The organism is Alloalcanivorax gelatiniphagus (genome assembly GCF_005938655.1).
Lineage (GTDB): Bacteria > Pseudomonadota > Gammaproteobacteria > Pseudomonadales > Alcanivoracaceae > Alloalcanivorax > Alloalcanivorax gelatiniphagus.
On record NZ_VCQT01000036.1, the window covers coordinates 126,798 to 149,425 of the forward strand.

General features: G+C 64.6%; 20 protein-coding genes. 9 read left to right on the plus strand and 11 right to left on the minus strand.

The window, feature by feature from the left end; genetic code table 11:
• Window positions 1–195: 195 nt before the first annotated feature.
• Window positions 196–2,178, minus strand: a complete 1,983-nt coding sequence (locus FGS76_RS12005) for an oleate hydratase (protein ID WP_138772880.1) — start codon at window positions 2,176–2,178, stop codon at window positions 196–198.
• A gap of 184 nt (window positions 2,179–2,362) precedes the next feature.
• Between FGS76_RS12005 and FGS76_RS12010 the strand changes: the two genes are divergently transcribed.
• From FGS76_RS12010 to FGS76_RS12035, 6 genes are all read left to right on the plus strand, one after another.
• Window positions 2,363–3,034: a glutathione S-transferase gene (locus tag FGS76_RS12010; protein WP_138772881.1), complete on the plus strand. Its 672-nt coding sequence runs from the start codon at window positions 2,363–2,365 to the stop codon at window positions 3,032–3,034.
• A 448-nt stretch (window positions 3,035–3,482) separates the two neighbouring features.
• Complete coding sequence (locus FGS76_RS12015) at window positions 3,483–3,908, plus strand: copper resistance protein NlpE (protein WP_138772882.1); 426 nt, start codon at window positions 3,483–3,485, stop codon at window positions 3,906–3,908.
• Between the two features lie 182 nt (window positions 3,909–4,090).
• The gene (locus tag FGS76_RS12020; RefSeq protein ID WP_138772883.1) at window positions 4,091–4,780 is read left to right on the plus strand and encodes a MotA/TolQ/ExbB proton channel family protein; all 690 of its coding nucleotides are present in this window, start codon (window positions 4,091–4,093) and stop codon (window positions 4,778–4,780) included.
• A 3-nt stretch (window positions 4,781–4,783) separates the two neighbouring features.
• Window positions 4,784–5,164: an ExbD/TolR family protein gene (locus FGS76_RS12025; protein WP_138772884.1), complete on the plus strand. Its 381-nt coding sequence runs from the start codon at window positions 4,784–4,786 to the stop codon at window positions 5,162–5,164.
• Window positions 5,161–5,631 (plus strand): ExbD/TolR family protein, encoded by a 471-nt coding sequence (locus FGS76_RS12030; protein ID WP_138772885.1) that lies wholly within the window; start codon window positions 5,161–5,163, stop codon window positions 5,629–5,631. Before FGS76_RS12025 ends, FGS76_RS12030 begins: the two co-directional genes overlap by 4 nt.
• The gene (locus tag FGS76_RS12035; protein ID WP_138772886.1) at window positions 5,628–6,416 is read left to right on the plus strand and encodes an energy transducer TonB; all 789 of its coding nucleotides are present in this window, start codon (window positions 5,628–5,630) and stop codon (window positions 6,414–6,416) included. Before FGS76_RS12030 ends, FGS76_RS12035 begins: the two co-directional genes overlap by 4 nt.
• An 87-nt stretch (window positions 6,417–6,503) precedes the next feature.
• On the opposite strand, the gene mpl is transcribed toward FGS76_RS12035, so the two are convergent.
• Window positions 6,504–7,868 (minus strand): UDP-N-acetylmuramate:L-alanyl-gamma-D-glutamyl-meso-diaminopimelate ligase, encoded by a 1,365-nt coding sequence (mpl, locus tag FGS76_RS12040; RefSeq protein WP_138772887.1) that lies wholly within the window; start codon window positions 7,866–7,868, stop codon window positions 6,504–6,506.
• Between the two features lie 367 nt (window positions 7,869–8,235).
• On the opposite strand from mpl, the gene FGS76_RS12045 reads away from it, so the two are divergent.
• Entirely contained in the window at window positions 8,236–8,694 is a 459-nt protein-coding gene (locus tag FGS76_RS12045; RefSeq protein ID WP_138772888.1) for a MaoC family dehydratase, read from the plus strand.
• Window positions 8,695–8,808: 114 nt separating this feature from the next.
• Here the strand turns inward: FGS76_RS12045 and FGS76_RS12050 are convergent, their stop codons facing one another.
• From FGS76_RS12050 to urtA, 9 genes are all read right to left on the minus strand, one after another.
• Window positions 8,809–9,141, minus strand: coding sequence for an FmdB family zinc ribbon protein (locus FGS76_RS12050; RefSeq protein ID WP_138772889.1), 333 nt, complete (start codon window positions 9,139–9,141; stop codon window positions 8,809–8,811).
• Between the two features lie 14 nt (window positions 9,142–9,155).
• A complete protein-coding gene (fmdA, locus tag FGS76_RS12055) occupies window positions 9,156–10,385 on the minus strand; it encodes a formamidase (protein ID WP_138772890.1) in 1,230 nt (409 codons plus the stop codon).
• Between the two features lie 296 nt (window positions 10,386–10,681).
• Window positions 10,682–11,722 carry an AAA family ATPase gene (locus FGS76_RS12060; RefSeq protein ID WP_240692523.1) on the minus strand — a complete coding sequence of 347 codons (1,041 nt, stop codon included), beginning with the start codon at window positions 11,720–11,722 and terminating at the stop codon, window positions 10,682–10,684.
• A gap of 13 nt (window positions 11,723–11,735) precedes the next feature.
• Window positions 11,736–12,776 (minus strand): aliphatic amidase, encoded by a 1,041-nt coding sequence (locus FGS76_RS12065; protein ID WP_138772891.1) that lies wholly within the window; start codon window positions 12,774–12,776, stop codon window positions 11,736–11,738.
• 24 nt (window positions 12,777–12,800) lie between these two features.
• Entirely contained in the window at window positions 12,801–13,490 is a 690-nt protein-coding gene (urtE, locus tag FGS76_RS12070; RefSeq protein ID WP_138772892.1) for an urea ABC transporter ATP-binding subunit UrtE, read from the minus strand.
• 16 nt (window positions 13,491–13,506) lie between these two features.
• On the minus strand, window positions 13,507–14,250 hold the full coding sequence (gene urtD, locus FGS76_RS12075; RefSeq protein ID WP_138772893.1) for an urea ABC transporter ATP-binding protein UrtD: 744 nt from the start codon (window positions 14,248–14,250) through the stop codon (window positions 13,507–13,509).
• On the minus strand, window positions 14,250–15,428 hold the full coding sequence (urtC, locus tag FGS76_RS12080; RefSeq protein WP_138772894.1) for an urea ABC transporter permease subunit UrtC: 1,179 nt from the start codon (window positions 15,426–15,428) through the stop codon (window positions 14,250–14,252). The genes urtD and urtC overlap by 1 nt, the downstream gene beginning before the upstream one ends.
• Before the next feature lie 9 nt (window positions 15,429–15,437).
• The gene (gene urtB, locus FGS76_RS12085) at window positions 15,438–16,364 is read right to left on the minus strand and encodes an urea ABC transporter permease subunit UrtB (RefSeq protein ID WP_138772895.1); all 927 of its coding nucleotides are present in this window, start codon (window positions 16,362–16,364) and stop codon (window positions 15,438–15,440) included.
• Between the two features lie 66 nt (window positions 16,365–16,430).
• Window positions 16,431–17,684, minus strand: a complete 1,254-nt coding sequence (gene urtA, locus FGS76_RS12090; RefSeq protein ID WP_138772896.1) for an urea ABC transporter substrate-binding protein — start codon at window positions 17,682–17,684, stop codon at window positions 16,431–16,433.
• A 508-nt stretch (window positions 17,685–18,192) separates the two neighbouring features.
• On the opposite strand from urtA, the gene FGS76_RS12095 reads away from it, so the two are divergent.
• Both FGS76_RS12095 and FGS76_RS12100 read left to right on the plus strand, forming a co-directional pair.
• Window positions 18,193–21,537 carry a hybrid sensor histidine kinase/response regulator gene (locus FGS76_RS12095; protein WP_138772897.1) on the plus strand — a complete coding sequence of 1,115 codons (3,345 nt, stop codon included), beginning with the start codon at window positions 18,193–18,195 and terminating at the stop codon, window positions 21,535–21,537.
• Window positions 21,534–22,457: a response regulator transcription factor gene (locus FGS76_RS12100; protein ID WP_138772898.1), complete on the plus strand. Its 924-nt coding sequence runs from the start codon at window positions 21,534–21,536 to the stop codon at window positions 22,455–22,457. The genes FGS76_RS12095 and FGS76_RS12100 overlap by 4 nt, the downstream gene beginning before the upstream one ends.
• The last annotated feature ends 171 nt before the right edge of the window (window positions 22,458–22,628 follow it).

The window sequence follows — 22,628 nt, forward strand, 5'->3', positions numbered from 1 at the left end:
GTTCCGGGCCGGTGCGCTGATGGAGGGGTAGGAGCGGCTTCAGCCGCGATGGGGACGGCACCCGCTCTTTGATCGCGACTGAAGTCGCTCCTACGGATTCCGGGCCGGTGCGCTGATGGAGGGGTAGGAGCGGCTTCAGCCGCGATGGGGATGGCACCCACCTTTGATCGCGACTGAAGTCGCTCCTACTGCCGGTCAGGGCTGGTCCTTGCGCAGGGAGTCGCGCAGGCGGGCGAACCAGGCGCGGGCGTCCTTGAGGGCTTCGCCGCCCCGGTCGGCCAGGGCGCTGAGCTCGGCGTCGAAGGGGTTGGCGGTTCCTTGGACCGGTTCTTCATCATCGGCGGGCAGCGGCGGCAGCACCGGGGCGAAGTAGGTGCGGTCCAGCAGGCGGTGCAGCAGCCGTTCCCCGGGGAAGGGCTGGCCGTTGTTGAGGGCCCGGGCGGCCTTGAGCAGGTTGCGGATGTCGTATTGGGTGGGGCTGATGTCCGGCACCGCCTTGTTCAGGCCCAGCAGACGGTACACCGCCACCCGGGCGGTGCGCACCGAACTTTCCATGGTGAACACCACATCGTTGGGGGTTTCCACGAACTGGCCGAGCAGGCCCAGGTTGGTGCAGCCTTCCGGCACCACCCGGGGCCGGTCTCCGGCGGCCCGGGGCATGAACTCGGCGGTGATGTAGGGCATCAGAGCGGTACGCACCTTGGTGCTGGCCAGCACCGCGTCCAGGTCATCAAGCAGGTCCAGGTGGTAGCACAGCTCGGTGAGAATCTCCCGGCCGGTGCACGCCGGCATGGGTTTCTTCACATAGTCGCCGTCCGGGGTCATGTGCAGGGCATAGACCCACAGCACCAGCAGGTCGTCGGGCTGCTCCGGGAAATGGGGCTGGCGGTTGCAGGTGAAGCTGATCAGCCAGGCGGAATCGGTGATGGTGATAATGCCGCCGGTGGCGGTGCGCCCGGAATAGGGGTCGTTCACCGACAGTTCCTTGAGCTTGTCCACCAGCGGCGAGGGCGCGCAGGTCAGGGTGGCGGATTCCCAGCTGGAACGGTCGGTGTCGCCGTAGAACTTGTCCGGCCGGCCGAACACCGGCGATTTGGCCGCCAGGTTGCGCCACAGGGTCCAGGCGCTGTGCTCGCCGGGCTCGGTGCGGCCGCGCCGGGGCTCCGGCACGGTATCCATGTCGCCGTAGGCGGTGCCCTCGGTCATCGAGCCGGTAAGCGCCAGCACCAGATCGTCCGCCGCCACCTCCAGCCGGGCCTCGCCCTCGGCGGTGTGGCACAGCAAGGCGCGCACCGTCTTGGTGTCGCCCTCGCCTTCCAGCGCCATGTCGTGGACCCGGGTATCAAGGCGAAAATGCACGCCCTGCTCGCGCAGCATCCCGGCCAGGGGGCGCACGAAGCTGTCGTACTGGTTGTACTTGGGGAACACCAGGGCGGACATATCGTTAAGGCCGTCGATGGCATCCAGGAAACGGTGCATATAGAGCTTCATTTCCAGCACGCTGTGCCAGTTCTGGAACGCGAACATGGTGCGCCAGAAGGTCCAGAAGTTGGACTCCAGAAAACCGGGGCTGAAGAACTGCTCCACGGTAACGTCGTCCAGTTCGTCCTTGCGGCGCAGCAGCAGGCGCACCAGTTCCCATTGCTGGGAGCGGCTCAGCTCGAAGGTGGAGAAGTCCTTGATGCGGCCGCGATGGTGCAGCAGGCGGGCCTTGGAATAGTTGGGGTCGGCGTCGTTCAGCAGCCGGTATTCATCGAGCACGCTGTAGCCCTCGGGCAGCTCCAGCGCCGGCACGTCCTGGAACAGGTCCCAGAAATTGTCGTAGTGGCCGTTCATTTCCCGGCCACCGCGTATCAGGTAACCCTCTTCCGGGTTGCCGGCGCCGTCCAGGGAGCCGCCTTCCACCTCCTGGTCCTCAAGGATGGTGATATTGGCGGCGGGCATATGGCCATCGCGGATCAGATAGAAAGCGGCGGCCAGGCCGGCGATACCGCCGCCGACGATATAGGCGTGGCGCTGCTCGATGCCCTCCGGAGGCAGCGGCCGGTGGCGGGCATAGGGGCCCACCATGTCCGGCTCCGGCTGGGTATCACCGGGCCGGTGGCACCAGTGCCGGGCACTGGCGTCCGGTTCCGGGGTAAAGGTGTGTTCCTGTGCGGAATGATCGGTGGCTTTCATGGCGCGCTGCTGACCTCCCTGTAACGGTGGTTGCGATGGTCTTCCCAGTGTGCGCCTTCAGGTTGCCCCGGTTTTGATCTGGGGCAGGGCCCGGGTCAATCGCCGGTGGCGTTCGTGACGTGGCGCACACCCGGGGGAATGCTATGCTCGCCGGGTTTTCTACTTATTCCGGTCGGGAGCCACCATGATCATCGTTCACCATCTGGAACACTCGCGTTCGCAGCGTATTCTCTGGCTGCTTGAGGAATTGGAACTGCCCTACGAAATCGAACACTACAAACGGGACCCGCGCACCAGCCTGGCCCCGGAAAGCCTGCGGCGGGTGCACCGGCTCGGCAAGGCGCCGGTGATCAGCGACGGCTCGGTGGTGATGGCCGAGTCCGGCGCCATCCTCGAATACCTGGTGGAACGCTACGGCGACGGCCGCCTCAAGCCGGCCACCGACACGCCGCAATGGCTGGACTACATCTACTGGATGCACTTCGCGGAAGGCTCGCTGATGCCACTGCTGGTGATGAAGCTGGTGTTCGGCCGGGTGGCCACCTCGCCGATGCCGTTCTTCGCCAAGCCCATCGCCCGCAAGATCAGCGGCAAGATGAACGACCAGTTCCTGCAACCGCGCATCCAGGACCAGCTGGCCCTGGTGGAGGAACACCTGTCCCGCCATCCCTGGTTCGCCGGTGAGCAGATGAGCGCCGCCGATGTGCAGATGAGCTTTCCGCTGCAAGCCGCCGCCAGCCGCGCCAACCTGGATAACCTGCCCCACATCCGGGATTTCATCCAGAAAGTGGAAGCCCTGCCCGCCTACCAGCGCGCCATCGAGCGCGGCGGCCCGCTGCAATTGCTGGGCGGCTGACCTCCTTCGGGCGCCGCTCCCCGGCGCCCAATGCAATTTGTGACACAGATCAAAAACTGATCAGACGGTTCTGACGCCGTCGTCGCCCCCGTTTATGCTCGACTTCTGGCCGGATTTGCGCTGCCCAATAACTACAAAGCACTAACAGTAATTCACTGTTGCAACACCAGTGACCGGCCTATGCTGCTGTAAGTCCATGATTCGAATGGGATGTGGTCGGCTTTGCGACCGTTGCGGGGAACTATGATCCTACTGTACTTCTTGATTGCCCTGGCACTGGGCTTCTTGATTTCCGAAGGCGTGCAACGCTACCTGGCACGCCGCCGGGGATCCTGAAACCGGGCCACGTCGTTAAACTCTGTTAAAGCCGTGAAATCGGTCACGTTCTGTTGTCTATACTGACAGCTGTCCATATAGGACAGTCCGACTCGTTGTCAGGGAGACAAACATGAAAAAAGCATTCTATGCCCTCGGTCTGGCCGGCACGCTGGCGCTGGCGGCCTGCCAGAGCCAGCCCATGGACCCGAAGGCCAGCAGCACCGTTTATCAAGGCGTGCTGCCCTGCGCCGACTGCCCCGGCATCAAAACCACCCTCACCCTCTACCGCGACCAGGATGGCAAGGCCACCCGCTACGAACTCAACCAGGAATACCTGGGCGTCGACCGCGGTATGGACGCGGACAACGACCGGGGCAACTGGGCGGTGCAACGCACCGATGTGGACGGCCGCGATTACCCGGTGTTCGTGCTCAACCCGGAGCAGCCGGACGAGCAAGTGCGTTTCCTGCAGAACGCCACCAACGCGGTGGAACTGCTCAACGCCGAAGGCCAACGCATCCAGTCCGAATTCAACTACACCCTGATGCAACAGTGATCGCCGTGCCCCGAAAACGGTCACCGACCGTTCTCGGGGGCACCCCTGCCCAGCCAGGGTGCAAATAGGAATGACTTGCATTCAGTATTGCAAGTGCTAGACTCCCGGCTCTCTGGCGGCCCAGTCCTGTTCCGACCATCCGATCCCGATGGCGACGGCCGCCCGTCTACAGGAGCCCGGACATGACCTCTTTCCTGCAATTCCAACTTCCCGACTGGTTCGTCGCCGGCGGCGCCGCCATGTGGGTGCTCGCGCTGATGTCGGTGGTGGGCCTCGCCACCCTGATCGCCAAGATTCTGCAATTCGCGCGGCTGCGCCCGGTATCCAGCAAAAAGGCCGATGCCCTGCTGGAAAGCCTGGCCAGCGGCCGCACCCCGGAGCCGACCTCGCCGGGCAACGCGCCCATCGACCGGGTGATCCTGAGCGCCTGGGAAAACCGGACCATGGACCCGGCCAGCTGGGAAGAAGACAGCCTGCGCCGGGGCCGTGAGGCCCTGGAAGAAATGCGCGGCGGGCTGCGCGCCCTGGAAGTGATCAGCGCCCTGGCCCCGCTGGTGGGCCTGCTGGGCACCGTGTTCGGCATGATCGGCGCCTTCCAGGCGCTGGAGACCGCCGGCTCCCAGGTGGACCCGTCGATCCTTTCCGGCGGCATCTGGGAAGCTCTGATCACCACCGCCGCCGGTCTTACCGTGGCGATTCCGGCCCTGGCCGCCTTCCACTGGGCGGACCGCACCATCGAACTGTGCCGGGAAAAACTGCAGGACCGGCTGGCCCGTCTCAAGGTGCAGATCCGCGACAGCGGCGACCGGGAAGCGGCGCCGACGGCCCCGCGCCAGGCGGAAGCCCCCCGTCGTCAGGCGGTGGCCGGCTGAACCATGCATCTGGAGCCCGAACGTCACCGTTCGCCGAGCATCAGCCTGACGCCGCTGATCGATGTGGTGTTTATCCTGCTGGTGTTCTTCATGCTGGCCAGCCGCTTCGGCGACTGGAAGGACCTGCCGGTGAATGTGCTGCCCGCCGAGGAAAGCGCCGACCAGCAGGATAAGGACTGGCTGACCCTGACCGTGGAAGCGGACGGCCGGGTGGCGATCGGCGACCACCAATACGCGATAGGCGAACTGGCCGAGCATCTGCAGCCGGGACGCACGGTGCTGATCACCGGTGAGCCGGAGGCGCCGCTGCAGGCCGCCCTGGCCACCCTGGACGCGGTGCGCGCCGCCGGCATCAAGGACGTGCAGCTGGAGCTGATGCCATGAACCTGGAGTGCCCGGACAGCGGCCGCCGGCCGCCCCTGGAGCCGGTGCTGCCACTGATCAATGTGGTGTTCCTGCTGCTGATCTTCTTCATGGTGGCCGGCCAGCTGGCACCGCGCCCGGAAGGCGATGCCACCGCGCCGGACAGCGCCAGCGCCAACACCGAGGAAGACCTGGAACAGCTGATGCTGGTGCTCGACGCCGAAGGCCGCCTGCTGCACGACGGCCAGCCCCTGGACGCCGGCCAGGTCACCGAACTGGTCCGCGATTACCAGGCGCGGGGCGACCGTAAGCGCGCCGAGGCGGCGCTGATCCGTCAACAAAGTGAAGCCGCCGAGCAACAGGACCCGGTGCGGCTGCTGGCGGACGCCGGCACGCCCCTGAAAAGCCTGCGCCACAGCCTGGAGCTGCTGCGCGACGCCGGTGTCGAGGAAGTTCGTTTGGTTACCCGGAGTGAGAGCGCCCCGTGAGTCGTAAACCGCGCCTGATTCTTGCCTGGACCCTGGCCCTGCTGGCCCATGCCGCCTTTCTGGTGGGCATCGAGAGCATGACGCTGGCCGGCGGCCGCCCCGCCAAACCCGGGGTGGAGCAGGCGGTCACCCTGAGCCTGGCCCCGAAACCCACCCAGAATACGGTGAGCACGGCGCCGGAGCCCAAGGCGGCACCGAAACCGGAGCCGAAGCCCGAGCCCAAGCCGGAACCCAAACCCAAGCCAAAACCGAAGCCGAAGCCCAAACCGGAGCCAAAGCCGGAACCGAAGCCCAAGCCCAAACCCAAGCCGGAGCCCAAACCGGAACCGGAGCCCGAACCGGCGCCCCGGCCGGAGCCCGCCCCCACGCCACAGCCGGCGGCACCGGCGGACCAGGTGGATGACCAGACCCGCACCGCGTCCGGCCAGCAGCAGCCCCAGGGCCAGAAAGGCCGGGCCGGCGACCCGGGCAAGGGCGTGCACCGCAGTGGCAACCACGACAATCTGCTCAACCGCTACCTGGCCAAGGTCCGCGACACCATTGAGTACAACAAGGAATACCCGGCCCGGGCGCGCATGCGCCGCCAGCAGGGCGTGGTGGAAGTGAGCTTCCGGCTGAACAGCGATGGCCGGGCGCTGGACGTGACCCTGAAAGGCAGTTCGGACAGCCGCATCCTGGACCAGCAGTCCCTGGAGCTGGTGCGCCGGCTGCGCTTCCCGGAACCGCCCCCGGAACTGGCCGGCGAGCCGATCTCGGTGACCGTGCCGATTCATTACACTTTGTAGCGCCCTTGCGGGCGCGATACAGGATGCAGGATACAGGGTGAAGGGCCAGCCCCCTGTATCCTGCATCCTGAATCCTGTATCCCGGTTTTACCCCCTACTCTCCTTCTCGCGCAGCGCCGCCAGCACCTTCTCATGCACCCCGCCGAAACCACCGTTACTCATGATCACCACGTGCAACGGCCCCGGTTCGGCGGCCACCGTGGCCACCAGTTCCTCCAGATCCCGGCTCACCGAGGCCGGCACCGGCGAGTCCGCCACCACCGGGTCCAGGGACCAGTCCAGCCCCGGCGGCTGATACCAGATCACCCGGTCGGCGTCGGCGGTGCTGGCCGCCAGGGCATCCCGGTGGCGGCCCAGGCGCATGGTGTTGGAACGGGGCTCGATCACCGCCAGCACCCGCTCATCACCCACCTTGCGGCGCAGCCCTTCCAGAGTGGTGGCGATGGCGGTGGGATGGTGGGCGAAGTCGTCGTAGACGCGCACGCCGCCGATCTCGCCACGCAGCTCCATGCGTCGCTTGACGCCCCGGAACTCGCACAGGGCGGCGGCGCCGTCCGCCAGGGTCACGCCCACATGGCGGGCCGCCAGCAGCGCCGCCATGGCGTTGTTGACGTTATGGCGGCCGGTCAGCTCCCAGTCCACCCGGCCCGCCTCGCGGCCGTTCTCCAGCACCGTGAACACGCCGCCGTCGGCGTGCTCCAGCCGGTAGCCCGGCTCGCCGCCCTCGGCGAAGCGTTCCACCTCGCTCCAGCAGCCCTTTTCCAGAGTCTCTTCCAGGGCCGCCTCGCCGGCGGGCAGGATAATCCGCCCCTGGGACGGGATGGTGCGGATCAGATGGTGGAACTGGGTCTGGATGGCGCCCAGATCGGCGAAGATGTCCGCATGATCGAACTCCAGATTATTGAGAATGGCGGTGCGCGGCCGGTAGTGGACGAACTTGCTGCGCTTGTCGAAGAAGGCGGTGTCGTACTCGTCCGCTTCCACCACGAAAAACGGCGTGTCGCCGAGCCGGGCGGAAACGCCGAAATTGCCCGGCACGCCACCGATCAGATAGCCCGGCGCCAGCCCGGCGTGCTCCAGAATCCAGGCCAGCATGGAGCTGGTGGTGGTCTTGCCATGGGTGCCGGCCACCGCCAGCACCCAGCGCCCGGGCAGCACCACCTCGGCCAGCATCTGCGCCCCGGAGGTGTACGGCAGCCCCCGGTCCAGCAAATACTCCACCGCCGGATTGCCCCGGCTCAGGGCGTTGCCCACCACCACCAGATCCGGCGCCGGCTCCAGCTGGGCCGGATCATAGCCCTCGATCAGCTCAATGCCGGCGGCCGCCAGCTGATCGCTCATCGGCGGATACACGTTCTGGTCCGACCCGGTGACCCGATGGCCCTTGGCCCGCGCCAGCAACGCCAACGACCCCATGAAGGTGCCGCAGATACCGAGAATGTGAATGTGCATGGGGGCCTCGTTTAAAGACGGTTCAGGATACAGGGGGAAGGATACAGGGGGTGGACGGGACGGCAAGCGGCTGACGCTCGGTTTGTGGCGCGGGACGGTGCGGGTAAGGGCCGGTTCAAAGTTAAAAGTTGAAAGGACCTGGCCTGTGGGGTTTGCACGCGGCCGTTGGCCGATCTGTCGCTTGCAGCTTGTCACTGCGCGCAGGGCGCGGGCACGACCTCTCCGTCGCATCCTCCTCCTGCCGCGCCTTTCAACTTTTAACTTTGAACTTTCAACTTCGCCGCCCCCCTGCCCGACATCCCTCCCCTTGCGGCCCGCCGCCGGAAGCCCGAAGCTACCCCCTTTTGAATCGTTTGAGGGACAAACCATGCTGACAATAACCAGCCCCGAGGAACTGAACGCCTGGGTGGGTAAGGAACTGGGCGTCACCGATTGGATGACCATCAGCCAGGAGCGGATCAATCAGTTCGCCGAGGCCACCGGTGATTTCCAGTGGATTCATGTGGACGCGGAGCGGGCGGCGAAGGAGTCACCGTTCGGGGGCACCATCGCCCACGGCTATCTGACCCTGTCGCTGATTCCCATGTTCAAGGACCAGATCTACACCATCGAAGGGGTCAAGGCGGGCATCAACTACGGCCTCAACAGCTGCCGTTTTCTGGCCCCGGTGCCGTCCGGCGCGCGGGTACGCGGACGCTTCCTAATGAAATCCGTGCAACAGAAAGGCGAAGGCCGCTATCTGCTGTGCAATGAGGTGACCATCGAGCTGGAAGGCAGCGAGAAACCGGCCTGCATCGCCGAAAGTCTGGGCATGGTGTTGTTTTAAAGATGAGTTGAAAGTTTAAAGTTGAAAGTTAAAACGCGGGCAAGGCCTAGCGGTTCGGCCAGGCCGAGCCCGCGCCTTTCAACTTTTAACTTGTAACTTGTAACTTTCAACTGCTCAGTGACTGATCATCCAGGGCCGGGCCGAGGGAAACATCTTCTTTCCGTCGGCGGTGTAGAACACCTTCGGGTTGGCCTTGGCGTGGTGGCAGCAGCCCTGTTCCTTTTCCGAGTGATGGTTACCCCGGCGCGGTTCGTGGGCGGCCCGTTCGTTGCGGGCGAAGGCCGCGCGTCGTTCCGGCGCCATGTCCAGCACCGTGGGCGCCACCAGGATCACCCGGGCGGACAAGGTGCCGCAGGTGGGGCAGGCGCGGGTTTCACCCGCGTCCGCCACTTCCACCAGCTGGTGGAACAGGCCGTGCTCGGTGCACTTGTAGTCGTACAGCGGCATAGTCCGATCCTCCCCTATTTATCCTTGGCCAGCGGCACGTCGGTGCTGCCGGCGACGCTGTGTTGCGGGCCATCCGGTCCCGGTTTCAGGTCGAAGTCGAAGATATCCGTGGGCAGCCACAGGGTGGCGCAGGCGTTGGGCACGTCCACCACGCCGCTGATATGCCCCTGCACCGGGGCGCAGCCCAGCAGCGAGTAGGCCTGGGCGCCGGTGTAGCCGAATTTCTTCAGGTATTCGATGGCGTTGAGGCAGGCCTGGCGGTAGGCGATGTGCACGTCCAGGTAGTGCTGCTTGCCCTGCTCGTCCACGGAGATGCCTTCGAAGATCAGGTAGTCGTCGTACTTGGGCGCCATGGGGCTGGGCTTGAAGATCGGGTTCTTGATGGCGTACTTCTCCATGCCACCCTTGATCAGGTTCACGCGCAGGTGAATCCAGCCGGCCATTTCGATGGCGCCGCAGAAGGTGATCTCGCCGTCGCCCTGGCTGAAGTGCAGGTCGCCCACGGACAGGCCCGCGTCTTTCACATACACCGGGAAATACACCTGGGAGCCCCGGGACAGATCCTTGATGTCGCAGTTACCGCCGTGTTCCCGGGGCGGCACGGTACGCGCGCCTTCGGCGGCGGCGGCGTCTTTTTCACTGCCTTTCAGCTTGCCCATATGGGCGGTGTCGGCGAACGGCAGGTTAACCAGGCCCGGCACCCGATCCGGCTCGGTGTCGTAGAGCGCTTTTTCCCGGTCGTTCCATTCCTTGAGCATTTCCTTGGACGGCAGACAGCCGATCAGGCCCGGGTGAATCATGCCGGCGAATTCCACGCCGGGGATGTGCCGGGATTTGGTGAACATGCCGTTGAAATCCCAGATGGTTTTCTGTGCTTCCGGGAAATGTTCGGTCAGAAAACCGCCACCGTTTTGTTTGGAGAAAAAGCCGTTAAAGCCCCATTGGCTTTCGTCGAAGGCGCCGATATCAAGGATATCCACCACCAGCAGATCGCCGGGTTCCGCCCCTTCCACGCCCACCGGGCCGGTGAGGAAGTGCACCTGGGTCAGGTCCACGTCGCGCACGTCCTCGGCGTTGTCGTTGTTTTCGATCTGGCCACCGGTCCAGTCGTGGCATTCGAGGATAAAGTCCTCGCCGGGTTTCACCATGGCGGCCATGGGAATGTCCGGGTGCCAGCGGTTGTGGACGCCTTCGTTGTCGTAGGGGGATTTGTTCAGGTCGATCTTGATGATGGTATCAGCCATGGTGCCTCTCCGATTGGCGAGCCTGTTTTCGTTGTTAGATTAACGATCATGGACGATTGCGGGCATTGGTGAAAGGGCCAAGGGGGCTACGTTGGATGACGTATTGTTTTTCGGGGTTTTTTTTGAGGTTCATCGCGCTTTAGCGAAAAAATTGATGTGGTTTTTTTATCCAGGGCGCGGAGCTGTGTGGGTTGGGGGTTGTTGTAGGAGCGGCTTCAGCCGCGATGACGATGGCACCGCCGTTTATCGCGACTGAAGTCGCTCCTACAGGGCAAACAGGTTTGGGGGTTTTGGGGTTATTCCGGGGTGATGTGGAGGCGGTTCTGGTGGAGGGTGGCGTGGAAGCGGGTGTGGTCCGGGTATTCTAGCAGGGCCCGGGCCAGGGGTGGTTCCAGGTGGGTGCGCAGGCGGCGGGCCAGGTGGCGGGCGCCGTAGGCCGGGTCGTGATGTTGTTGCAGCCAGGCGCGGGCGCTGTTGTCCAGGGTCAGGTCCGCGTCGCGGCGGGCCAGGCGTTGCTGGAGCTTGTCCAGTTCAATGTCCAGCAGGGCGTCCAGGCGGCTTTCATCCAGGGTCTGGAAGTGATGGATACGGTCGATGCGGTTGAGAAATTCCGGGTCGAAGCGCTGCCGCAGGGCCTGTTCCACTTTTTGTTGGGCGCCGGACTCGCCGTCGCCGAACCAGCTTCGCCAACCGCGCTTTTGCCGCCGCCGGTGGGCGGCGGCGTCGGCGGCGCCGATATTGCTGGTCATCAGGATCACGCTGTTGCGGAAGTCCAGGCTCCGGGTGCCGCCGGACAGGGTCAGGCGGCCCCGTTCCAGCACATTGAGCAGGGTGCGGATCACTTCCGTGTCCGCCTTTTCCAGTTCGTCGAACAGCACGATGCCGGGCTTGCTGTAACTGCCCTGGATGGCGTCCGCGTCAAACAGGGTGTGGCCTTCCTTGCTGCCCACGTAGCCCGGCGGCGCGCCGGTAAGCGCGGCGGCGTAGTGTTCCTGGGCCAGGGTGTTCATATCGATGCGGCACAGGGCGTCCGCGTGGCCGTGGATGGCCTCGGCGAGCAGCCGGGCGGTTTCCGTTTTGCCGACGCCGGTGGGGCCGACAAACAGCTGCACCGCCAGGGGCCGCTGGGGGTCGCCCAGATCCGCCTTGAGCACCCACAGCATATCTTCCAGGGCCTCCAGCACCGGGTCCTGCCCCACCAGGCGGGCCCGCAGCAGGGCCATTACCCGGTCCGGCTCGAACAGAAAGCGCGCCGCCCGTTCCGGTCGGGCGGCGCGGCGTTGCTGGTCAAGCAGTTCCTGGTTCCTTTCCAGGCGATCGTTGATAAACGGCATCATGGAGGAAAGCACCTCAAGCGGTTTTTTCCTTACCCTCCACCGGCAGTTCGCCCACCGGGCAGTCGGCCACCCCCACCGTGGTACGGGTCATGGCTTCCACGTTTTGCTGGGCTTTTTGCGCGTCCATCACCCAGGTGCGGTAGAACTCGAACGGACAATCGGCGATGCCTTTGTCGCCGTCGCCGGAGGCGTGCACGCCGGAGTAGCCCCGGTGCAGCAGTTTGAACAAATGGTTCTGGGACTGATCGTTGGCGCGGGCGTCGCGGATCTGGCTGACGGAAAGCTGGGCGTATTGAATGCCCATTTCTTCCTCGCCGCATTCACCCAGGGTGCGGCCGTCGAAGCCGATGATCGCCGAGTGGCCGAAGTAGGAATACACACCGTCGAAACCGGTGGCGTTGGCCACCGCCACGTAGCAGTTGTTGGCCCAGGCCATGCTCTTGGCCATCATCACCTGCTGGTCCTTGGCCGGGTACATGTAGCCCTGGCAGCGCACGATCAGCTCGGCCCCCTTCATGGCGCAGTCCCGCCAGATCTCCGGGTAATTGCCGTCGTCGCAGATAATCAGGCTGATCTTCATGCCCTTGGGGCCTTCGGTGACATAGGTGGTGTCGCCGGGATACCAGCCTTCGATGGGGCACCAGGGAATGCACTTGCGGTATTTCTGCACCACCTCGCCGTGGTTGTTGATCAGCACCAGGGTGTTGTAGGGCGCTTTTTTCGGGTGTTCCTCGTGCCGTTCCCCGGTGAGCGAGAACACGCCCCAGGTATTGGCTTCGCGGCAGGCGGCGGAAAAGATGGCGGTTTCGTCACCGGGCACGGTGGCGGCGGTATCCATCATTTCATCCGGGTCGTACATGATGCCCATGGTGCTGTATTCGGGAAAGATCACCAGGTCCATGCCCGGCAGGCCCTGCTTCATGCCCTTGATCATGTCGGCGATGGCGCGGGCGTTATCGAGCACCTCGGCGCGGCTGTGCAGGCGCGGCATCTTGTAATTGACCACGGCCACGCCCACCGTGTCCGGGCTGCTGGAAATGTCTCCGTGTCGCATAAAAATGGCTCCTCGGCTTGCGGTTTAAACGGACAGGTAGCCCGCGATTTTTTCCTGGTTGGCACCCTCGCCCGCTTCCTCGTGGACAATCTCGCCTTTCTCGATCACCAGAATGCGGTCGGCCACGTCCATGACGAAACTGAGGACCTGCTCGGACACCATGATCGACAGGCCCCGTTCATCACGGATGCGTTTCAGGGTGCGCGCCATGTCCTGGATAATGGAGGGCTGGATGCCTTCGGTGGGTTCGTCCAGCAGCAACACCTTGGGCCGGGTGGCCAGGGCCCGGGCGATGGCCAGTTGCTGCTGCTGGCCGCCGGACAGGTTGCCGCCGCGCCGGTGCTGCATTTCTTCCAGCACCGGGAACAATTCGTAGAGATCCCGGGGCACTTTCTTTTCGCCCACCGCCGCCAGGCCGGTTTCGATGTTTTCGCGCACCGTCAGGGTGGGAAAGATCATCCGCCCCTGGGGCACGAAGCCCAGCCCGGCGCGCACCCGCTGGTAGCTTTTCATGGCCGTCAGGTCGGTGTCGTTCAGCGCCACCCGCCCGCCCCGGCTGGGGGTCATGCCGACCAGGGATTTCATCAGCGTGGTCTTGCCCATGCCGTTGCGGCCCACCACCGCAACGATTTCGTTTTCGCCGATGCCTAGGTTCAGGTCGCGGATAATGGTGCTCTGCCCGTAGGCGACGGAATGATGATCGACGCTCAGCATGTGTTCCTCCAGGGCGTCAGTGGCCCAGATAGACTTCGATGACCCTGGGGTCGTTCTTGACGTGGTCGATGGAGCCCTCGGACAGAACCTTGCCCTGGTGCATCACCGTGACCCGGTCGGCGATATCACCGACGAACTGCATATCGTGTTCAATCACCAGCACCGTGTGGTCGCGGGTGATCACCCGCAGCAGGTCGGCGGTTTTCTTGCGCTCCGCCACCGACATGCCGGCCACCGGTTCGTCCAGCATCAACAGGGCCGGCTTCTGGATCAGCAGCATGCCGATTTCCAGCCACTGCTTCTGGCCGTGGCTGAGCAGCCCCGCCGGCTCCGCCAGCAGGTCCTGCAGAAAAATGGTATGCGCCACGCTTTCCACCGCCTCGATCACCGCGGCGTCCCGCTTGAAGGCCAGCGAGCCCATCACCGTGTGCCCCATGGGATAGGACACTTCCAGGTTCTCGAACACGGTCAGATCCTCGAACACCGACGGGTTCTGGAACTTGCGCCCCACCCCGGCATGGACGATCTGGTGCTCCTTCATCTTGGTCAGCTCCTTGCCGCGAAAGCGGATCGAGCCGGCGGTGGCGCGGGTCTTTCCGCAGATCAGATCCAGCACCGTGGTCTTGCCGGCGCCATTGGGGCCGATGATCACGCGGATCTCCTGGGGCTCCAGATAGAAGGACAGGTCGTCCACCGCCTTGAAGCCGTCGAAGGACACGGTGAGCCCTTCCACAGAAAGCAGGAAGTCGTCTTTGTTCATCAGGGTTTCTCCACGCTCAGGTGATCGGGCAGCGCCTCGTCATCGCGGCGGGCGGTGGTTTCCTTGGGCGCGGCGGCAGGCGTTTTTTTACCCCGCAACAGACGGTCTTCCAGCGGCATCACGTAGCGCCGGTACAAACCGGCCAGGCCGTTGGGGAAGGCCAGCACCACACCGATGAACAGGGCGCCCATGGCATAGGGCCACAGCTCCGGAAACGACTCCGAGAAACCGCTCTTGGCGGCGTTCACCAGCAGCGCGCCATAGACTCCGCCGAGCAGCGAATAGCGGCCGCCAAGAGCACAGAACACCACCATCTCGATGGACGGCACGATGCCCACGAACGACGGCGACATAAAGCCCACCTGCAGGGTGAACAGGGCGCCGCCGATGCCGGCGAACATGGCCGCCAGACAGAAGATAAAAATCTTGAACGCGGCCACGTCGTAGCCGGAGAAGCGCACCCGGTTTTCCTGGTCGCGCATGGCCAGCAGAATGCGGCCGAACTTGCTGTGGTCCACCCAGCGGGCCACCAGCAGGCACAGGAACAACACCGCCACGGCCACGAAATACAAGGTGGTCTTGGCTTCGTCGGTGCGGATGCTCCAGCCCATCAAGGTCTGCAGGTCGGTGATGCCGTTGACGCCGCCGGTGTAGCCCTGCTGGCCGATGATCAGGATGGTGAGAATGGAGGCGATGGCCTGGGTGATAATGGCGAAGTACACGCCACTGACCCGGCGCTTGAACATGGCCACGCCGATAATGAACGCCAGCAGTCCCGGTACCAGCAACACCGCCATCAGCGTAAACGAGAAACTGTGGAAGGGTTGCCAGAACCAGGGCAGCTCGGTGACCTGGTTCCAGTCCATGAAGTCGGGAATACCCGGCGTGGACTGGTGGGCGGTGGCCTCCGGCGTGGACGCTTCCAGCTTCAGGAACATGGCCATGCAATAGCCGCCCAGGCCGAAGAACACCCCCTGCCCCAGGCTGAGAATGCCGGCCTTGCCCCAGCACATCACCAGGCCGATGGCGACGAAGGCGTAGGTGAGATACTTACCCACCATATTGAGACGGAACGGGTCCAGGGCCAGCGGCAGAATCACCGCCAGCAGCAGGGCCAGCGCCAGATAATAGAGTCCTTCCCGGGACAGCAACCATTTCAGGGGAGACGAAGTTTTCACGGTGGACTCCTAGCGACGAATCTTGAGGGCCATCAGCCCTTCCGGGCGCAGCATCAGAATGATCACCACGGTGAGCAGCGTGAGCACCTTGGCCATGGAACCGCTCAGGAAAAACTCCATGGTGGACTGGGCCTGGGAGATGCTGAACGCGGACACGATGGTGCCGATCAGGCTCTGGGCGCCGCCGAACACCACCACCAGGAAGGTGTCGACGATATAGGCCTGGCCGGAGGACGGCCCGGTGGAGCCGATCATGGTGAAGGCACTGCCGGCCACCCCGGCGATGCCACAGCCCAGGGCGAAGGTGGCGCGGTCCACGCCGGCGGTGTTGATGCCCACCGCTTCCGCCATGGGCCGGTTCTGCACCACCGCCCGCACCTTGCGGCCCCAGCCGGAGCGGAACATCAGCAGGTACACGGCCAGGGCGATGGAGAGCGCGATGATCATCACGAACAGGCCGTTCACCGGCAGCTGCACCAGGTCACTGACCTGGAAGGCACCCATCATCCAGTCCGGCAGTTCCACGCCCACTTCCCGGGCGCCGAAAATGGAACGGTAGGCCTGCTGCATGATCAGGCTCAGCCCCCAGGTGGCGAGCAGGGTGTCCAGGGGCCGGCGGTACAGATGGCGCACCATCGCCCATTCAACAAAGGCCCCCAGGGCACCGGAAATCAAAAACGCCAGCACCATGGCGACAAAGAAGTAGCCGGCGAACAGGCCGGGCATATAGGTCTGAAAAAACTGGGAGGTCAGATAGGTGGTATAGGCACCGAGGATCATGAATTCCCCGTGGGCCATATTGATCACGCCCATCTGGCCGAAGATGATCGCCAGCCCCATTGCCATGAGCACGAACACGGAAAACAGAGACAGGCCGGCGAAGCCCTGCATGGCAAAGATGGACAGCAATTCCGTCGAAGAATAATCAGCGAACATGGCAAGGTTCCCCTGTGGTCAGGAAAAAGCCCGGCGCCCCAATGGGCGGGCGCCGGGTACGGACGGTTATTTGTAGCCTTCGGGGAACGGGTCCGGCTCCATCAGCTCCTTGGTTTCATAGACCACCTCGTACTGGCCGTTGGGCTGGGCCCGGCCGATGCGGGTTTTCGACCACAGGTGGTGATTCTCGTGGATGCGCACATAACCTTCCGGCGCCTTCTTGAACTCGATGCCCGGGGAGGCTTCGCGGATCTTGTCGATGTCGAAGGAACCGGCTTTCTCCACCGCCATCTTCCACAGCCAAGGGCCCAGATAGGCGGCCTGGGTCACGTCACCGATCACCATGTCGTCGCCGTAGGCGTCCTTGAAGGCGGCCACGAATTCCTGATTGTTGGCGTTGTCCAGGCTCTGGAAGTACTTCATGGAGGCATAGATACCGTCCACGTTCTCGCCGCCGATACCGCGAATCTCATCCTCGGTGACGGAGATGGTGAGCAGCAGCGGGCTTTCCTTGGTGAAGTCCACGCCGGCGGCTTTCATCTGCTTATAGAAAGCCACGTTGGAACCGCCCACCACGGAAGCGAAGATCACATCCGGCTTGCGCAGCTTGATCTTGTTGATCACCGAGTTGAACTGGGTGTGACCGAGCGGGTAATACTCCTCGCCCACCACCTTCAGGCCCTTTTTCTCGATATGGATGCGGGCGATTTTGTTGGAGGTACGCGGCCAGATGTAATCCGAGCCGAGCAGGTAGAAGGTCTTGGCGCCCTTCTCCTTCACCGCCCAGTCGATGCCGGCGAGGATCTGCTGGGTGGCCTCCTGGCCGGTGTAGATCACGTTCGGTGATTGCTCCAGACCTTCATAGAAGGTCGGGTAGTAGAGCATACCGTTGAACTGTTCCATCACCGGCAGCACCGCCTTGCGCGATGCCGAGGTCCAGCAACCGAAGATCGCCGCCACCTTGTCCTGGCGCAGCAGCTTGCGGGTTTTCTCGGCGAAGGTGGGCCAGTCGCTGGCGCCGTCCTCCTGGACGTACTCGATCTGGCGCCCGAGCACGCCACCGCTTTCGTTGATCTGTTTGATGGCCAGTTTCTCGGCCTGCACCGAACCGATCTCACTGATCGCCATGGTGCCGGTAATGGAGTGCAGGATGCCCACCTTGACGGTGTCGTCGGTGACCGCCAGGCCGGTGGTGTTGACCTCGGCGGTGGCCGGTGCGGCGGTCACCGGCGATGCCAGTGCCATCAGTGCCGGCAGCGCGGCCAGTCCCGCCAGCAGGCGGCGCCCCCGGGCCGGCGTGTGATGATTCCGTTGCTTCATGTTGTTCCCCTCGTCAGCGTATGGCTTGTTCAGCGGATGACTGTTCACTGACGAGTATGGAAATCCGGCCCCGGCGCGCCCATTCGCCGAATACGCCATGGGCCTACGTCATTTGACGCATTCCCGGTCCGACCGGGCCGTTCTAAGCTCGCGGACACGGGTCGGGGGCCCGCCAATAATGATTCAGGCACGATTCGTGCTTCGCGTTCTTGGGACCTTTTCACACTACTTGCATTACGCCTGTTGTGGCTAAAAACCCACCCATCAAGGCACGAGGAGAGAAGTTTGGTGGCTCCAAATGAACGACGAGTAACGCGGAGGGGTGGGTTTTTAGCCACAACCCGAAGGGCTGGCGCCCTTTTGGCCTCCAGCGTCGTTGTCGGTCGCTTATTTGGAATGACCAAACCGCGCTCCCTCCGCCTAGCTGGAGACCAAAATGACATCCAGCAGGCGTGATGCAAGTAGTGTGAAAAGGTCCTACTAGGACGCTTTTCGGACAACGGAATCCATGGCCATTGAGCAGCGCATCTTCCGGGTGCGACGCAACTACAACCAATGGGTCGCCAACCAGACCCTGGAAGACTTCGCGCTGCGCTTTACCGGCAAGGCGGCCCGGCGCTGGTCCGCCGGCCGGGTGGCGGCCACCGCCCTGGGGGCGATTTCGTTCCTGGCCCTGGAGGCCATCGGCGGCGCCGCCACCCTCAACTACGGCTTTGCCAACGCGGTCTGGGCCATCGTCGCGGTAATGACGGTGCTGTTTCTGCTTGGCCTGCCGGTGAGCTATTACGCCGCCCGCGACGGCGTCGACATCGACCTGCTCACTAGGGGCGCCGGCTTCGGCTATCTGGGCTCCACCCTCACCTCCCTGATCTATGCCTCCTTCACCTTTATCTTTTTCGCCCTGGAAGCGGCGATCATGGCGCTGGCCCTGGAGGTGATGTTCGGCCTGCCGCTGAGCCTGGGTTATGTGGTCAGTTCCCTGGTGGCCATCCCCCTGGTTACCCACGGCATCACCTATATCAGCCGCTTTCAGGTGTGGACCCAGCCGCTGTGGCTGATGCTGCAGCTGACCCCGTTCGTGTTCATTCTGTTTCAGGACCCGGTGTCCCTGGAGCGCTGGGCCGGTTTTCCGGGCCTGGACACCGGCGAAGGCGGCTTCAATCTGCTGATGTTCGGCGCCACCGCCACGGTGCTGTTTTCGCTGGTGGCGCAGATCGGCGAGCAGGTGGATTTTCTGCGCTTCATGCCGGAACCGGCCCCGGGCCGGAAACGCCGCTGGTGGCTGGCGATGCTGGCCGGCGGCCCGGGCTGGGTGGTGATGGGCGCGCTCAAGGCGCTGTTCGGTTCGTTCCTGGCGGTGCTGGCGTTTTCCCATGGCCTGCCCCAGAGCCAGGCCCAGGAACCCATGTACATGTACCTGGTGGCGTTCAGCCATATCACCGCCCACCCGGCCACCCTGCTGGCCCTGGCCGGCATCTTCGTGGTGCTGTCCCAGCTCAAGATCAATGTCACCAACGCCTACGCCGGTTCCATCGCCTGGTCGAACTTCTTTTCCCGGCTCACCCACAGCCACCCGGGCCGGGTGGTGTGGCTGGTGTTCAATGTGGTGATCGCCCTGGTGCTGATGGAAATCGGCATCTACCGGGCGTTCGAGTCAATCCTGGGCAGCTATGCCCTGGTGGCGGTGGCCTGGATGGGCGCCCTGGTGGCGGACCTGGTGATCAACAAACCCCTGGGGCTGAGCCCCAAGCACATCGAATTCAAACGCGCCTATCTCTACGACCTGAACCCGGTGGGCTTCGGCGCCATGCTGCTGGCCACCGCCGTGGGGCTGCTGGCCCGGGCCGGCCTGTGGGGCGACACCGCCAGCGCCCTGGCTTCGTTTCTGGTACTGCTCACCGCCTTCGTCACCGCGCCGCTGATCGCCGTGCTTACCGGCGGGCGCTACTACATCGCCCGTCGGCCGGAACCGGCCACCGCGGTACGCGGCCGCCCCTGCTGCATCTGCGAGCACCGCTTCGACGAGGAAGACATGGCGTTCTGCCCCGCCTACAACGGCCCGATCTGCTCGCTGTGCTGCTCCCTGGACGCGCGCTGCAACGACGCTTGCAAACACCATGCGCGGTTCCAGGAACAGCTGATCGACTGGCTGGGCGGCGTGCTGCCGGACCGCATGCTGCAGCAGCTGCGCTCCCGGCTGGGCCATTTTCTCGGCCTGCTCACCCTGGTATCGCTGGTGATGGCCGGCCTGCTCACCCTGGTCTACTACCAGGTGCCGGTGGACAACGAGACCGTGCGGCATCTGATGGCCACCACCCTGGCCAAGGTATTCGCCATTCTGTTGATCATCAGCGGCGTGGTGGCCTGGCTGTTCGTGCTCGCCCACGAGAGCCGGGTGGTGGCCCAGGAGGAGTCCCAGCGGCAAACGCGCATGCTCACCGCCGAGATCAAGGCCCACGAAAGAACCGACCGCGAACTGCAGAAAGCCAAGGAACTGGCGGAAGCCGCCAACCAGGCCAAGAGCCGCTACCTCACCGGCCTCAGCCATGAACTGCGCTCGCCGCTCAACGCCGCCTTTGGCTATGCCCAGTTGCTGGAACACGACCCGGACATTCCCGCCAACCGCCGCGAGGCGGTGGCCGCCATCCGCCGCAGCACCGGCCATCTGTCGGACCTGATCGAAGGGTTGCTGGAGATTTCCAAGATCGAGGCTGGCCGGCTGGAGCTGTACCGCAACCGGGTGCGGCTGCGCTCGCTGATCGACGAGCTGGTGACCATGTTCCGCCTGCAGGCCCAGGACAAGGGCATCGAGTTCGAATTCCAGAGCCAGGGCCGCCTGCCGGACTGGGTCACCACCGACGAAAAACGCCTGCGCCAGATCCTCATCAACCTGCTCTCCAACGCCATCAAATTCACCCGCCAGGGGCGCGTCACCCTGCATGTGCGCTACCGCAATCAAGTGGCCGAGTTCACCATCCGCGACACCGGCGTGGGCATCGCCGAGGAAGACCTGCAGCGCATTTTCCGCCCCTTCGAGCGGGTCCGGAAACCGGGAGTACCGGCGGTCCACGGCACCGGCCTGGGGCTGACCATCACCAAACTGCTGGTGGACATCATGGGCGGCGACCTGCAGGTGACCAGCGCCCCGGGACGCGGCAGCGAGTTCCGTCTCTGGGTGATGCTGTCCAGCATCGCCGGGGCACCGGTGGAGCCCGACGATCCGCGCCCGGTGGTGGGCTATCACGGCGCCGCCCGCAGTCTGCTGGTGATCGACGACGATGCCTCCCACCGGGGGCTGGTCAGCGACCTGCTGGTGCCGCTGGGTTTTCCCGTGAGCGAGGCCCCGGACGGCGCCACCGGGCTGGCCCTGGCGGCGCAGAATCCGCCGGACCTGGTGCTGCTGGATATCTCCATGCCCGGGCTTAACGGCTGGCAGACCGGCCGCCGGCTGCGCGCCCAGGGCTACCGGGGGCCGCTGGTGATGCTGTCCGCCAACGCCCGCGACCACGACCGCCCCGGCGCCGACGGCGTGCACGACGATTACCTGGTGAAACCCTTTAAACTGAGCGGCCTGCTGGACAGCCTGGCCCGCCATCTCAATCTCAGCTGGCGGCACCCGGACGACCCGCCGGCGCCGCCGGCGCGCATTCCCTCCCGCACCCTGCTCGATGAAGACCTGCGCGACGAACTGCTGGCCCTGGCGGAGATCGGCCATCTGGCCGGGCTGCGCGACGCCCTCGCCCGCGCCGAACAACAACGCCGGCTGGGGGACGCGGACGCCGGCGCCCTCAAGGCCGCCCTGGAGCGGTTCGACTTCCAAGCCCTGATGCGATTGCTGGAGCCAGACTCATGAACCAAGCGGCGCGAAAGGATGTGATCCTGGTGGTGGACGATTCCCCGGACTCCCTGGGCATGATCCACCACGCCCTGGACCAGGCCGGCCTCACCGCCCTGGTGGCCCTGGAGGGGGAACAGGCCCTCGGCATCGCCGAAAAGATGATGCCCGACCTGGTGCTGCTGGATGCCCTGATGCCCAACATGGACGGCTTCGAAACCTGCCGGCGTCTCAAGCAGCACCCGGAGCTGGCGGCGGTGCCGGTGATTTTCATGACCGGCCTCACCGACTCCCAGGACGTGGTGCGCGGCCTGGAGGCCGGCGGCGTGGACTATGTGACCAAACCGGTGCGCCCGGACGAACTGATCGCCCGCATCCGCGTGCATCTGAACAACGCGCGCATCACCCGTGGCGCCCACACCGCCCTGGACCGGCTCGGCCAGGCCGCCTTCGCCACCGACCATCAGGGCCTGTGGCGCTGGGCCACCCCGGTTGCCGAGGAACGGCTGGCCCTGCACGGCGACCAACGCGCCCCGCGTCTGCAACAACTGGCCAGCCAGGTGCGCCGCTGGCTCGATCACCGCCCGGACCCGGGCGACCAATCCGCCCTCGACCTGGACCCGGCGATCAGCGATGGCGCCGAACTGCGCCTGCGCTACCTGGGCGACACCGCCGCCGGCGAACGCCTGTTCCGGCTGCTGCAACGGGACGGCGAGGAAGAAAGCGAACTGCTCCGCCAGCAACTGCGTCTCACCCGCCGGGAAGCCCAGGTACTGCTGTGGATCGCCCAGGGCAAAACCAACCGGGAAATCGGCCAGATTCTGGAACTGAGCCCACGCACGGTGAACAAGCACCTGGAGCAGGTTTTTCGGAAGCTCGGCGTGGAAAACCGCACGGCGGCGGCGGGCATGGCGTTGCGTTGCCTCACCAGCGGCTGAAAGAGGGTATCGCGGCTAAAGCCGCTCCTACAGCGCATCCCAGGTTTTTGTAGGAGCGGCTTCAGCCGCGATCCGGCGGACACAAAGGCCAGTTGAAAGGTCGCGGCTGCAAGCTGCAAGCTGCAAGCCCAGGCAGCGTGGTGGGGAGGCCGTGCCAAGAACAGGCCAGTT

Excerpts from the sequence above, each read along its gene's own strand:
- FGS76_RS12025 (WP_138772884.1), top strand. The coding sequence starts at position 4,784 with ATGCATCTGGAGCCCGAACGTCACCGTTCGCCGAGCATCAGCCTGACG.
- FGS76_RS12100 (WP_138772898.1), top strand. The coding sequence starts at position 21,534 with ATGAACCAAGCGGCGCGAAAGGATGTGATCCTGGTGGTGGACGATTCC.
- urtD (WP_138772893.1), bottom strand. The coding sequence starts at position 14,250 with ATGAACAAAGACGACTTCCTGCTTTCTGTGGAAGGGCTCACCGTGTCC.
- FGS76_RS12060 (WP_240692523.1), bottom strand. The coding sequence starts at position 11,722 with ATGATGCCGTTTATCAACGATCGCCTGGAAAGGAACCAGGAACTGCTT.
- FGS76_RS12005 (WP_138772880.1), bottom strand. The coding sequence starts at position 2,178 with ATGAAAGCCACCGATCATTCCGCACAGGAACACACCTTTACCCCGGAA.
- fmdA (WP_138772890.1), bottom strand. The coding sequence starts at position 10,385 with ATGGCTGATACCATCATCAAGATCGACCTGAACAAATCCCCCTACGAC.
- mpl (WP_138772887.1), bottom strand. The coding sequence starts at position 7,868 with ATGCACATTCACATTCTCGGTATCTGCGGCACCTTCATGGGGTCGTTG.
- FGS76_RS12020 (WP_138772883.1), top strand. The coding sequence starts at position 4,091 with ATGACCTCTTTCCTGCAATTCCAACTTCCCGACTGGTTCGTCGCCGGC.
- urtE (WP_138772892.1), bottom strand. The coding sequence starts at position 13,490 with ATGCTGAGCGTCGATCATCATTCCGTCGCCTACGGGCAGAGCACCATT.
- FGS76_RS12065 (WP_138772891.1), bottom strand. The coding sequence starts at position 12,776 with ATGCGACACGGAGACATTTCCAGCAGCCCGGACACGGTGGGCGTGGCC.
- FGS76_RS12045 (WP_138772888.1), top strand. The coding sequence starts at position 8,236 with ATGCTGACAATAACCAGCCCCGAGGAACTGAACGCCTGGGTGGGTAAG.
- FGS76_RS12030 (WP_138772885.1), top strand. The coding sequence starts at position 5,161 with ATGAACCTGGAGTGCCCGGACAGCGGCCGCCGGCCGCCCCTGGAGCCG.
- FGS76_RS12015 (WP_138772882.1), top strand. The coding sequence starts at position 3,483 with ATGAAAAAAGCATTCTATGCCCTCGGTCTGGCCGGCACGCTGGCGCTG.
- FGS76_RS12050 (WP_138772889.1), bottom strand. The coding sequence starts at position 9,141 with ATGCCGCTGTACGACTACAAGTGCACCGAGCACGGCCTGTTCCACCAG.
- FGS76_RS12010 (WP_138772881.1), top strand. The coding sequence starts at position 2,363 with ATGATCATCGTTCACCATCTGGAACACTCGCGTTCGCAGCGTATTCTC.
- urtB (WP_138772895.1), bottom strand. The coding sequence starts at position 16,364 with ATGTTCGCTGATTATTCTTCGACGGAATTGCTGTCCATCTTTGCCATG.
- urtA (WP_138772896.1), bottom strand. The coding sequence starts at position 17,684 with ATGAAGCAACGGAATCATCACACGCCGGCCCGGGGGCGCCGCCTGCTG.
- FGS76_RS12095 (WP_138772897.1), top strand. The coding sequence starts at position 18,193 with ATGGCCATTGAGCAGCGCATCTTCCGGGTGCGACGCAACTACAACCAA.